This is a genomic window from Ereboglobus sp. PH5-10, assembly GCF_029504735.1.
Taxonomy (GTDB): domain Bacteria; phylum Verrucomicrobiota; class Verrucomicrobiia; order Opitutales; family Opitutaceae; genus Ereboglobus.
In genome coordinates this window covers 18,009-31,826 of record NZ_JAQFIP010000023.1, presented here as the reverse complement: position 1 = coordinate 31,826, position 13,818 = coordinate 18,009, and the positions used below count along the sequence as shown (strand labels likewise).

Sequence of the window (13,818 nt, the reverse complement as noted above, 5' to 3'; positions counted from 1 at the left end):
GCCGAGTTGCTGCGTGCCGGTGGCCACGGTGGTTGTGTTGTTCGCGCCGAGGATCACATCGGCGCCGGCGAGCGCGTTGTTGTTGAGCGTGAAGGTGCTGTTGTTGAAGAGGGCCGTGCCGGTGAACTGGCTCAAGGAGTCAGGAGTCAGGAGGAAGGAGTCAGTAGCGGATGCTAGGTCGATGTGCAGGAGACCTTCGCCGGCGAGGGTGTTGCTCCAGGTCATGCTGCCGGTGGCGACGCGCAGGGTCGCGCCGGCGGCGACGGTCGCGGTGCTCACGCTGATGGCGTGCTCGTTTGCCATCACCAGCGTGCCGGTCTTGATAAGCGTGGAACCTTCGTAGTCGTTTGAGCCGGAAAGGACGAGCGTGCCCTCCCCCGCGCCGTCTCCGGTGGCCATGACCACTCCGTGCGTGCCGGTGATTTGGGAGGCTATTGTGGCCGACACGCCCGCGTCCACCGTCAGGTCTATGTTTGCGTTGGTGTTGCTTGCCGTGAGCGTGCCGCCGGTGATGAGGTAGCCGTCGGTGCGGAACTGCGCGCCGGAAAGTTCGATGGTGGTGCCGGAGTTGACGACGGTGACCGTGCCCGCGGCTCCCTTGAAGATCGCGAACCCGCCCTGCTCCCACTCGCCGTTGGGGTTGCCTTCCGTGCCCGTCCACGCGGTGTGCGTGCCGGAGTGCTGCCCCGGCGCATACCACGTGCCGTCTCCCCCGCTGGCGGTCCCGTCGTTCCACAGGCTGGGCTCGTCCCCGTCCCAGATCGCGTAGCCGCCCAGGTCGTAGGTCAGCTTGATCCAGTTCGTCTCGCTGGTCACGATGCGGTATTTGGCCAGGTTCTGGTCGGCCGCCGCGTCGATCACTCCGATCGCGAAGTTGGTTTTGTCCCCGGCGAGCGTGCCGGCGTAGTTGATCAGGTCATACTCGCCCCTGGCCAGCGTCGCGCTCGTGGTGATGTTCACGTAGCTCGTGCCCGAGGCCGTCACGTTGCCCCCCACGATCACGAGGTCGTTCGTCCCGCTTTGGTAGATGTGGCCGGGATCGGTGCGCGCGCCGAGTTCCCAGTCGAGCTGCGCGTTGTCGTTGAGGGTGAGGTTGCCCAGGATTGTGAGCAGGCCCGGGCTCGCGCCGGGTGAGAGATGGCCATGGGAGAGGATCGTCACGTTGCCCGCCGCCGTGCCGGTGCCGCCCAGGGTCGCGCCGGAGGCCACGAGGGTGTGCGCGCTGGAGACGCGTCCGCGCACGCTCAGCAGGCCGGCGTTCACGAATGTCGTGCCCGTGTAGGTGTTGTTCGCCCAGAGCGTGAGGGTGCCGGCTCCGGTTTTGGTGAACGCGATCGTGCCGCTCGCCGACGCGATGCCGTCGGCCACGGCGGCGATGGAGTTTTCGTCGCCGATGGCGAGGGCTCCGGCGATGTCGAAGATGACGCTGCCGGAATGGGCGTAGAGGAAACCGCCCGCGCTGTCAGTTGCCGCGGCGGTGTTGCCGCGCGCGGTGTTGCCGGTGTAGGCGAGAGTCGAGCCGGAGCTGACGGCGATGATGGTGTTGGCGAATCCCTGGTTGTAGATCGCCCCGCCCATGCCCGCGGCGGTGTTGCCGGTGAAGATGACATCGGTGAGCGTGTTGACGTAGGCGGCGCCGTAGTTGGAGAGCGCGCCGCCGCCGCCGCCCGAGTAGTTGCCGGTGAAGACGCTGCCGACGATGCCCATGGTGCCGCAGTTGGCGATGACTCCGCCGTTGCTGGCGGCGCTGTTGGAGACAAACACGGAGTTGTTGATCGTGAGCGTGCCCAGGTAATTCTCGGAAACGCCGCCAAAGGTGCCCGCGTAGTTGGACTCAAAACGGGAGCCGTCAATCGAAACGCGTCCCCCGCTAAACGCGGCGATGGCGCCGCTGCTTTTTGTGGCGCGATTGTTGGTGAAGGTGGAGCTGATCACGATTGCGCGGCTGTTGTTGGACAGGGTAATCGCGCCGCCGTTGGTGCCGTTGCTCGAATTGGAAACAAAGAGCGCGTTGCTGACAAGGATCGCCCCGCCGCCGGTCGCGGCAATCGCGCCGCCGGCTGCCGCCGCATAATTGCGTTCAAAGAGCGCGCCGTCGATATTGACGGTGCCGCCGACGCTAATCGCGCCGCCGGTCGAGGTCGAGCGGTTGTCGAGAAACCTGACCATGCCGGTGTTCGTGAAATACCCGCCGGCGTCGACGGCAACGGCGCCACCGGCGACGGCGCGGTTGTCCGCGAACGTGACAATGCCGTTCAGCTCGACCGTGCCCGCCGTGTAAATCGCGCCGCCGCCACCACCCGCGCGGTTGCTCGCAAAACTTCCCGTGGTGATGTCGACGGTCATTGATGACACGTTGTGAATGGCGCCGCCGGAACCGGCACGCGCGGTGTTGCTGGTGAAGACGAGATTGGTGCCGGAGATGACGCCGCTGTTGTGGATCGCGCCGCCGTGGGAGCCGGACACATTGCCGTCGAAGGTGAGGTCCACGCCGGTGAGGGTGGCGCCGTTGCCGTGGAACGCCCCGCCGGAGGAGGCCGCGTAATTGTTTGCAAAAGTTCCCGAGCGCAGGGTGACCGCGGCGTCGGCGGCCTGCGCATAAATGGCGCCGCCCAAGCCCGCCGAGGTGTTGCTGGCAAACACAACGCCGCCGCCGGTGAAAGCGCCCGTGGTGTAAACGGCCCCGCCGTTAAGGGCGGCGCGGTTGTTGGAGAATGTTGACGAGTTCGCGATTTCAACGCGCGCGAGGGAACCGTTCCATATCGCGCCGCCGGAGGAGGCGTAATTGCCGTCGAACACGCTTGATTGCAGGTTGAGCGCGGCCGTGGCGCCTTCTTGGGAAACGGCGCCGCCGTTGGAGGCGGAGGTGTTGCTTGCGAACAAAAGACCGGAACCGCGGATCGTGCCGGTGTTGTAAACGGCCCCGCCTTGCACCGCGGAATGATTGCCCGCGAGGGTGCCCGATGCGAGTGACATGGTGCCGGTGTTGTAGATCGCCCCCGCATAACCGGCTGCGGTGTTGCTGGCGAAGATCGCGCCGTTGGCGCTGAGCTCGCCGGCGTTGTAGATGGCGGCGCCGTTGGCGCTGACACTCGATCCGCGATTGCCCGTGAAGGTGACGCCGCCGGTGATGCCGAAGGTGCCGCCGGCGTTGACATAAACCGCGCCGCCGTTGGAGCCGAGGGGGGCGGTTGTCACAGTGAGATCCGCGCCGGACGCAGCCTCGAGCGTGGCGCTGGAGTCCGCCGAGACGATCTGGCGCTGCGTCATGGCGCCGTCGGAAGCGAAAACGAGACGCGCGGCGGAACCGGCGGCGCCGTCGTAATAAACGGTGTTCGCGCCGGAACCGAGCGCCCAGCCGGCGTTCGTGCCGGTGGCGGCGGCGAGCACGCCGTTGCGAATATAAATGTCACCGGTGAAGCTGTTGCTCGCGCTGAGAACGAGGGTGCCGCTGTTGCTGGCTGTGACGGTCAGCGAGCGTCCGCCCCAACCGCTGGCGTAGGGGCTGTTGTTTTGGTCGGCGAGGGAAATGTTCATGTCGAAGCTCGTGCCGCTCGCCACGGTGAAGTTGCCATGGCCGTCGGTCTCGCCGCCGAGCCAGGAGAGGTTCACGCCGGCGAGATATTGTTTCGCGTCGGCGGTTTTATAGATGCCGCCGTAAAGATAATCGGGCAGGTCAGCGGCGTCGAAACCGTCGAGCGTGGCGCTGGCGAATGTGCCGCTGATCGTGCCGGACGTCTTGATCAAAACCTGCCGGTCGCTGGCGAGCACCGCGCCGGCCGTCGAAAAAACCGAGTCCGCGCCAAACCCGTCCACGCTGATCGTGCCGCCGACTGTCGCGCTTCCAGCGATGATGAAGGCGTCGTTGAGGCCGCGCGCGGAGGCGTCGAGCGCGAGGGTGGAGTTGGCGCCTTGCGAATAGGTGCCGCCGACGGCGACCGAGCCGGAGTCGCCGATGGCCAGCGCGCCGGCGCCTGCGGAGCTGAGGGCGAGGTTGCCGGTGTTGAGCCAGAGGCCGGTGCCGCTTACCGTCACGCGGCCGTTGCCGCCGGGGCCGCCGATGGTGGCGTGCTGGTTGCGCGCGAGGCTGTCCTTGATGTCGAGGACGGCGGCGCCGGTGTTGCCGGAGCCGATGGTGAGCGCGCCGGAGCCGAGGGCGAGCGTGGAGCTGTTTGCGAGCAGGAGCGTGCCGGAGTTTATGTTTGCGGTCATGCCGGCGCCGGCGGCCTGGATCACCGATGCGGCGGCGGTGGCGTCAACCAGCCCGTCGATTGTCCAGACGGAGGCGTTGCTGCCGGTGACGGTGCCGCCGTTCACGAGCAGCGTCGAGCCGGCGGAGCCGCTGAAGGCGCCGAGTGTTTGGGCGCGGCCGTTGATGTCGGCGATCGCGCCGGAATGGATGTCGAGGCGCGAGGTTTTGCCGAGCGCGCCGTCGATGCCGAGTCGAAGCGCGCCGTCGAAAACCGTGGTCGTGCCGGTGTGGGTGTTGGCGGCGTTGAGTGTGATTGTGCCGGTGGCTTGAATCCCGAGGTTGCCCGCGCCGGTTATTTGCGCGTGGAACTCGTCGCCGCCCGCGACGCCGTCCGTGTCGCCGTCCAAAATCGTGGTGTAGCCGGAGCGCAGGTCGAGGCGCGTGAGGACGCTGCCGAGATACAGGCCCGTGCCGGTGCCGGCGGCGCCGGTCGAGGTCATGGCGACGGCGTAGTAGCCGGTGGCGACGTCGCCGTTGTTGCCGGCGATCGCGGAGCTTTGGCGGATCGAGGAGATCACCGAGCTGAGCGAAATCGCGCCGCCGTTCAGCTTGAGGTTCGACACGGAGCCGGTGAGGGATTGCGCGTCGATGAGTTGCCGCACGGCGCCCTCGTCCTGTTGCAGGAGCGGGAACGCGGAACTGCCGGTCACTTGGGCGAGATCCACGCGCACGTTGCCTGAATTTAGTTGCAGTGTGCCGGTGTCGACCCATCCGGCGGCGCGGCTGCCGGTGCCGGAGAGGTCGAAGTTCACGTTGCCGCCGTTGAAGACAAAGTTGCCTGTGTGGTTGCTGCCGGTGCCGGCGATGATCGTGCTATTGGCGGAGCTGACGAGTGTCGCGGCGTTGAAGGCGCCGCCGGAAAGGGTGTATGTGGCCTTGCGGAAATTGGCCGTGCCGGTGAAGCCGCCGGTGTCGCCGGTGAGCGTGAGCGTGTTGGTCGCCGCATACAGGTTCACGTCGAGCAGGCCGGCGCCGGCGAGGTCGTTGTCGAAGGTGTAGTTTGGCACCGCGGAGGGCGGCGCGACATACGCCGCCGCGCCGGAGCGGACGGCCAGCGTGCCGGTGCCGATCGTCCGGGAGCTGGTGGTTGCGGATGACGTGGCGAGGACGAGCGAGCCGGCCTCGACTTCCGTGCCGCCGGTGTAAGCGCCCGTGCCGGCGAGGGTCAGCGTGCCGGTGCCGAGTTTGTGCAGGGCGCCGACGCCGCTGAAGCCGCTGTTTCCGGCCACACCGATGTTGAACGCCTTGCTGTCAATGAACGCCCCGCCGGATTGAATGACGAGGCTTCCCTTGGCTCCCGAGAAGCCGGAGATAAACGACGCGCCGCCCTTGGTCGCCTGCAACGTGCCGCTGTTAAAATAGACCGTGCCGGTGCCGCTGCCCTTGATCAGCGTCCCGGTTCGCAACAGGCCGCCGTTGAGATTGAGGACGCCGGAGGCGGCGTTATACTCGGCAAGCTTAACCCAGCCCGTATTGACGGTGGCGTTGTCCTCGATTGTCAGGATTCCCCGTCCGGAGTTGCCAAGGGTAAGGGCACCGGTGGCCCTCAACAAACCGGCGCCTCCGACGGTCACTTCGCCGAGGCTGTTGCTGTTATTTCCGGCAGTGAAGGCGCTGGTCGCCGTCAGGGAGCCGCTGTCGGTTATGGTCAAAATCCCGGTGCCGGATCTGCCGGTGTAATACGTCTGGTTTGTTTGCCAATGACCGGACTTTTCGATCAGCACGCTGCCATAGCCGCCAGTGGCATCGCTGATGTAGGCCTCACCCGACACGAAGCCGTTGTCCGTAATGGTCAGGTAACCTTTGCCGTTACTTGTGTAGGCCAGGCTAATGAAACGGGCGACCAAGGAGCCGGAACCGCAGACAGTCACGCTGCCCTGACCGCCGGAACTGGGGCCGATGTGAATGGTGTCGGCTTTAACGGCACCTTTCTCCGAAATGGTCAGGCTGCCCCTGTAAACATGCATGCGTCCGAGACCACTCGTATTATCCCACAAGCCGGAGCCTGTCACCGTCACGCTGCCGGTGCTGTTGGCGCTGGTGCCGATATTGGCCTCGGAGCTTTGCACGGAGCCGCTGCCCTCAATGGTCAGGAAACCTTTGCCGGAATTGCCGACATGCAGGTTGGCGGTATTGAGCCAAAAGCCGGAGCCGGTCACCGTCACGCTGCCGGAGCTGGAGGTGTTGTAGCCAATGTAGGCAGTGGTGTTTTGAACAGTGCCGTTGCCTTCAATGCGCAGGAAACCGGTGCCCGAGTTGCCGACATACAGGTTGCCGGTGTTTTGCCAAACGCCGGAGTCGGTCACCGTCACGACTCCGAGGCGGGAGGAATTGTTGCCGATGTAACCGTGGGCGTTTTGAACGGTGCCGCTGTCGGTGATCGTCATGAAGCCGGTGCCGGAGTTGCCGGCATACAGGTTGCCGACGCTTCCGAAATATCCGCTGACGTTGACCGTGCCGCTCGTGCCGGCGGTGTTGCCGATGTGGATGGCCGAGGCGCTGCCGGTCCAGCCGGTGACGGCGAGCGCGCCGCCGTTGACGGTGGTCATGCCAGTGTGCGTGTTTGTGCCCGAGAGCGTGAGCGCGCCGGTGCCGGTCTTCGTGAGCGCGCCGTCGCCGGTGATGCTGCCGGAGTAGGTCGTGGACTCGGTGTTGAGCGCGATGACGTGGCCGGTGAGGTTGTTGCCGTCGGCGCCGGCGATGATGTGGCCGGTGCCGGAGAGATTGACGAGCGTCTGCTCGATGTCGCCGGTGAAGAGAGCCGCGTTGACGACGACCGCCGTGCCGCTGGCGATGGCGTTGGCGGCGGTGAATGAGAGCGTGCCCGCGCTCACGGTGGTCGTGCCGGTGTGCGCGCTGGCGGCCGCGAGGACGAGCTCGCCCGCGCCGGTTTTTTCAAGGGAGCCCGCGCCGGAACCGCTCTGCGTGATGCCGCTGGTCAGCGTCGTTTTGTTTCCGGCGGCGGCGGCGAGCTTGAGCGTGATGTCCACCGCGTCGGTGCCGTCGAGCTGGGTGGCGAGGTCGATGGCGTTGTCGATTGTCTGCGCGCCGTTGAGCGCGAAGGCGAGCGTCGGGGCGAGCGTGCCGGCCACGGTGAGCGTGCCGGTGCCCAGCGGGCTGAATGTGAGCGTGCCGGAGGACGCGAGCGAGCTGGCGGCCGCGGTCAGCGTGCCGTCGAGCAGGGTGACGCCGCCCGAAAAGTCGTTGGTGTTACCGGCCAAAACCAGCTCGCCCGCGCCGCTTTTGATCATGCCTTGCGCGCCGATGACGGGCGCGTTGATTGTGAGCGTGCCTGTGCCGACCGTGCTCACGACGAGACGGTTGAGCAGGGCAACGCCGGCGTTGGCGATGGTGACGGAGTTGTTGTTTTGCAGCGTCAGGTTTGCGACCTCATCGGGGTCCATTTGCTCGAAAGTGAACGCCAGCCCTCCGAGCGAATAGTTTTCGCCGGTGTTGTTCATGAACGTGAGGCCGCCGAGGGTGAGGTTTGCGACGTCGATGTTCACCGGGGTGCCGTTGAGTTGCAGCGTGGTCGAGAAGACCGCCACCGAGCCGGGGCCGTTGGGCGCCACATTTGTCTCCCAGTTGCCGACACTGCTCCAGTTGTTGAGGGAGGCGTTGCCGTTCCAAATGGCGCTCACGCCGGTCGGGATGAGTTCGTAATAGAGCTGGGTGTTTTTGAGAACCTTGGCGCCGGGCGCGTAGGTGATGACTCCGCTGCTGTAAAAACTGATCGTGGCGAGTTTCGCGTGGTCGAAGGCGGTGAGCACGTCGTTGGCGAAGCGCACTTGGGTGAGGCCCCCGCCGTAGGTGCTGTCGCCGTTCCAGTTGATGATGTCGAGCGTGCCGTCCCATGAGCCCAAGTCCGCAAAGGTGAGCAGCGAGGAACCGGACGCGCCGTTCATGTTGATGGTGCCGGAACCGGCGAGATTGAAGAGCGTGCCCGCGAAGGTCTGGCTGCCGCTGACGTTGAGCGCGGCGCCGCCGAGCGTGAAGCTGCCCAGGCCCGTGCGCGTGCTGTTCACGTTGCCAAGGTCGAGCGCGCCCTCCCTCAAAACGAAGTTGGGCGTGACGATATTGCCGCCGGTCCAGTGCAGCGTGGCCGTGCCGGTCTTGATGACATCGCCGGCGGTGCGCAGGTAGCCGTGGGCGTTGCCGCTGACGGTGGAGTCGGTGTCAACGACGAGGTTGGTCCCGATGCTCGCGCCGCTGATCGCGCCGGCGGTGTCGGTGATGTTGATGCTCGCGGTGTTCACAGCGCTGTTCCCGTTGAGGGCGAGGTTGCCGTAAATATCCACCGCCGTGCCGCCGACAACCAGTTCGAGCATGCGCGCGACGTTGCCGCTGGCGAATTTCACATGGCCCATGCCCAGGTAGTGCTCGCCCGCCGCCGTGGCGCCGCCGAGCGCGATGTCGCCGCCGGCGTTCACTCGCAGCGTGCCGTTCGTGATGGTTGTGTCGCCGGTGTAATCGTTGTTGTTATTGTTGAGAGTCAACACGCCCGCGCCGGTTTTGTTGATGCCGTAGGCGCCGGTGAGCCGGAGGTTTTCCCCGAACACAACGCTGCCGGTAACCGTGAAGTTTGTGTTGTTGACCAATGTAACCGGCAGGGCGCTGGTCTGCGACAGGGTCAGCGCGCCCGCCGCGCCGTTCAGCCCGATGTTGTAATGACTAAACACCACCGTGTTGGCCAGGGTGACGGGGCCGCCCCACGAGGCCAGCGTGGAAGTTTTTTGGGGTTCGTTGGACGCGATAAAAAACAGCGTGCCGCTGCTGATGGATTGCGCGTCGCCGATGGACAGCGTCGATCCACGATTGATGGAAGTGTTGCCGCCGTATTCATGCGCGCCTTCCAGCAGCCATGCGCCGCCAACCACCAAACTGCCCGGCCCGGAGAAAACATGCCCGGTGGACACAACCACATTACCGGAGACGGAAGTGTCCCGCGCGAGCGTGCTGGTGCCGCTGTGGTTCAGGATAAAGGAGCCATTGATAAATTCACTTGTTTGGGTGCTGTTAAACTCAAATTCGTTGCTGATTGTGCGGGTGCCTCCCAGTGCGTCGAGTCGGTGGGCGGCCACCAGCCGCACCACCCCCTGCCCCAGCGCGCTGTCGGAGCCGACGCCGGTGCTCATGCCATTATAGTGACCGAGGATAACATCGCCGGCGAACGTGTTGTTGCCGTAAAAGTTCACCCTCATGCCATAAAGGCTCATGCGCAGTCCGCCGAGGCCCTGCAAATCCTGCTCGATGTTCAACACGGCGCTGTTGTAGCTGCCCTGCAGCGTCCATGTGCCGGATTCCACATAGCCGGGATCGGCGCTGCGGAAGGTGAGCACGCCGGTGTTGTTGCTGCCGATGCCGAAATTCCAATTGCCCGCGATGCGCAGGGAGGCGTCAACCACGCGCACCGCATTCGCGGTATCAAGCCCAACGTAATACCAGCGTCCGGGCGTGCCGTCGCCGATCGTCAGCGCCTGGATGCTGCCCGCCGCGTCGATGCCGTTGTGGCTGCCGCTGCCGAACAGCGAGCCGTCGGCGGTGATCCGCACCACCGGCAGGCCCGCCGCGCCAGTGGTGGTGGCGGTGCTGCCGACAATGCGAAAGCCGCCCGTGAAATCGCTGGCGCTCGTGCCGCTGGCGTCCGTCGTGCCGACAAACATCAGGGTGTTGCTGCTGTAAACGATGCCGCCGCTGCCGGAGACGCGGCTGTTGAAGTAAAGCGTGTTCGGGCTGGTGTGCCGGAAATCGAGGCCGCCATCGAGGCGCATGTCCGCGTCAAGGGTGAGGACGTGGTTGCCGGAGTTGGCCAGGACGGCGTTGTCGGCGCCGTTGTCGAACACAAGCACGCCGCCGTTGGCGCCGCCGACGGTGAAGACCTGCCCGCCGGAGCTTTCCAGCAGCAGTTGCCCCACGGTAAACGCGCCGTCAACAAGGATGCGGTTGCCATTGAGCAGGCCGTCGGCGTCGCGCACCACGGCGGTGCGGCCCGCGGCGTTCGGCACGCCGCCGACCCAGTTGACCGCGGAGCTCCACAGCCGGTCGGTGTCGATGCCGGTGCCGCGCGCGCCCACCCATTCGTTGAGCGCGGCGCCGGTGGGCGCGAGAAACCAGAGGTTGCTGCCGCTCACCTGAACCAATTCCGCGCCCGTCTCGTAGCCGGTGAAGCTCACCCGGTCGAGCCGCCAGGCATTGGCCCCGGAAAATCCCGCGGTGCCGGTGAAATAAACATAGGTGTCGTAGTCACCCGGGGCGCCGCTCGTCGACCAAATGCCGCTGTCGTTGGTGAGTGAAAGCTGGAAGCCGGTGCCCGACCAGGTGAGGCCGCCCTTGAACAACAGGGACGCGTGCTCGTTGAGGAAAAGCCCGGCGTTGCCGGTGAGGGTGAGGCTGTTGAGCGTGGTCACGTTTGGCGAGCCCGCCGAGCCGCCCGCCAGCGTGAGCAAGCCGCCGCTCATGGCGAGATTGGGCGCAACGGTGCCCGTGCGCGGCAGCATATAATCGTGCCCGCCGATGATGAGATTGCCCGCCTGGATGTTGAGCGCGCCGAGGTGCACGGGGGTGTGGAGATACGCCTCGCCCGCGCTTTGCTTGTAAAATGTGCCGACATTCGTGATGCCGCCGCTCATCGTCGAGGTGATGTGGATTTCCGCGCCGGGATTGGGCCGCGCGTAAAGCTGCGTGGCGCCGGTGCCGGCAAACGCCGTGTTCACAGTCAGGTCCCCGCCAAAAATCAGGTTCGCGCCGCTCGCGCCCGTTGCCTGCCAAACCGACGTGTCGGTGAACTCGATGGCGCCGCCGCCGGTGCCGGTGAAGCTGCGTCCGTTCCCCATGAGCACGGTGCCGCTGACGACGGTGGAGCCGTCGCCAATGAACATCAAGTTGCCGCCGGTCGTGGTGACGAGGCCGCGCAGGTAGGAATCGTAGCCATTGTTGGCCACGAACAAATTACCGGAGGCAACCGTGACGCTGCCGCTGCCGTAGTAGTTGTGCCCCGCGTCAAGGGCGCCCATGACAAGATCGCTGTGCAGATCCGCGCGCACCGTGCCCCCGCCGGACTTGGTAAAGCCGCCGGAAAACACGTTGGAGCCGCTGTTCATGACCAGTGTGTTTGCGGCGTTCAACGTCAACGCCCCGGCGCCGGTCAGGTTCAAGTCCGGGCCGAAACCAACATCCGGAAAAGTATGCCTTTGGCCGTTCCCGCTGGTGCTGATCACGCGGTCGGCGGTCAGCTCCACGTCGCCGTCATAATTCAGGTAAACGGCGGTCATGGAAAAATCGCCGTCGATGATGAGGCGGGTGTTCAGTCCGACATTGTTATGGTAACCCAAACCCAGGCTCGATCCCTCGTGCATGACAAGCGCGCCGCCCCAGTAAAACAACTGACCGGTCGTGGTGTGGTTGTAAGCGCCCAGCATCATTCTCTTGTGGGCATGGATAGTGCCCGTGTAAGTGGGCGCGTAACCCGAGCCTCCATACAGCACCAAATGCCCCTCGGCGATGATGTTACCCGTGCCGGACAACGCGCCCCCCAACGCCGCCCCGTATAAAACATCGCCGTTTGCGTAAACCACGCCGGTCGCGGTGACGACGAGGTCGTTTTCCAACACAATCGCGCTTGCGATTCGCACCCCGCCCGTGCCGCTGATCGTGGATGCCATTTTGGTGCCGCCAACCATGAGACCGCTGTCAAAAATAACAGTGCCCGAGGTAAACGTCAGCGTGCGACTGTGACTGCTCCCCAGATGGCTGGTCTCCAAGTGCCCCAAGGTGACGGCCCGGCCCTGCAAATTGACGGAGGCTTCGGTGCCGAATTGGGGCGCGATGACCGTGGTGCCCGCGCGGTCAGGAATGTCCAGGGTCCAGCGGGCGAAATCAAACCAGTTGCCCCCGCCCGTGAGCGTGGTGGTGAGAAAGTCCACCGGCGCAAGCACGCCGCCGCCCAAGTCCACCGCGCCGGGCGCGTAACCGCGAAACCAGATTTTCGACAAATCCACGCCGCCGGCGGCGGTGACCGCGTGCCCGCCGGACACGACCGCGCCGTCACTCAGATGGCTGGCGGGATTGCCCGTCCAGTTGTAGACGGAGAGGAAATTTTCAGCAAACGGATTGGCGCCGTCGCTTCCGGCGAAGACGATGCTGTTTATGCCCAGCGTGGACGGCGTGGCGGAGTCGAACCAAAGGCCGAGGCGCGCGGCATCGCCGAGGTTGATGCTCGAAAAGTTTTGGTCGTGGCCGTTGAGCAGCACATTGGTGATGACGCCCGCGCCGATGTTCAGCGAGGAGGAGCCCAACTGGTCGGCGAGGCCGAGGGAAACCTGCCCCCCGGTCGCGGTCGCCAGTTGGTTCGTGAAGATGCCGTTGGAGCCCGCGAAGGTGAGTCCGTTTGCCAAGTCGAACGCGGTCTGGTTGAGCGCGATGACGCCACGGGCGGACTCGATCACAAACTCGTCCGCGACAAACGTGCCGGTGTCGCCGGCGGTAAAAGTGAGGGCGTTGGTGCCGGTTTTGCGCACGAGGCCGAGGCCGGATTGCATGACGGTGTTGTTGAGCGTCACACTCATGGCCGTGGTGTTTTGCCCGGTGTTGAGAACAAGCGTCGGCGCGTCAATGAAGGCGCTGCCGCCGGAACCGTCGGCGTTGTAAACAAAGTCGGCGCCGTTGAGCGCCAGCACGCCGCGAGCCCCCGCGTCCGAACCGCCGCTGATCGTGCCGGAGTTGAGGACAAACCGGAATGCCTTGCGATAGTCGTTTTCCGTGATGATGAGGCTGCCGCCCTTGTCGAGCGTGATGAGGCCGCCCGCGAGGGTGACGTGCTGATTGGCGTTCGCCCCGGTGGTGTTGATCGTGAGCGAGACGCCGGTGTTGGCGATCCGGATGTCGCCAAGGCCGAGATAATTTGCCCCGGACGCGGCAACCCCGCCGCCAAGAATCGTGCCCGCGCCGACATTGTTGGCTATGGTGGTGCGCACGGTGCCGGCGGAAACATCCAAGCCACCGGAAAAGGTATTGTTCGAATTGGAAAGCACCAGCGCGCCGCCGCCGGTCTTGATGAGCTGCGTGCCGGCGCCGGTGATCGCGCCGCTAATGGTGGTGATGGCGGGCGCGTGCCCGGCGTTGACGTTGATGGCGTGGCCGTTGCCGTCGATGCGCCCGGAAATCGTCAGCCTGCTCGCAAAGGCAGGCAAGAGCGGATCGGTGCCCGCCTGAATGGAGAGGTCGCTGAGCAAATTAACCACGCTGCTGATGGTGACGTAATTGCTGCCTTGGTAATTAAGGACGGCGTTTTGCCCTCCCGTCGCCGCAAAGCTAAGCGTCGAGGTCTGAATCGTTATCGTGGAAGCCGCGGAATCATTGCCCTCGATGCTGAGCGCGCCAACGGTGACGCCGGGGTTGGCAATGGAGATGGTATGATTGCCCGACGAGAGGTCGTTGCTGATGATGGCGGTCGCGTCGACGGCGTTTGGCACGCCGTTGCTCCAATTGGCCGCAGTGGCCCAAGTGCCGTTGCCCGTTTTCTGCCACATGGATTGCGCCTGCAGAAGTTGCGGAACCGAACACAGGCC

Annotated in this window: 1 protein-coding gene; it reads right to left on the bottom strand. The window is 65.1% G+C overall.

What is annotated here, in order from left to right:
* On the bottom strand, positions 1-13,779 hold a 13,779-nt coding region (locus tag M2447_RS12795), incomplete at its 3' end, for an autotransporter-associated beta strand repeat-containing protein (RefSeq protein WP_277558916.1).
* Positions 13,780-13,818 lie beyond the last annotated feature (39 nt).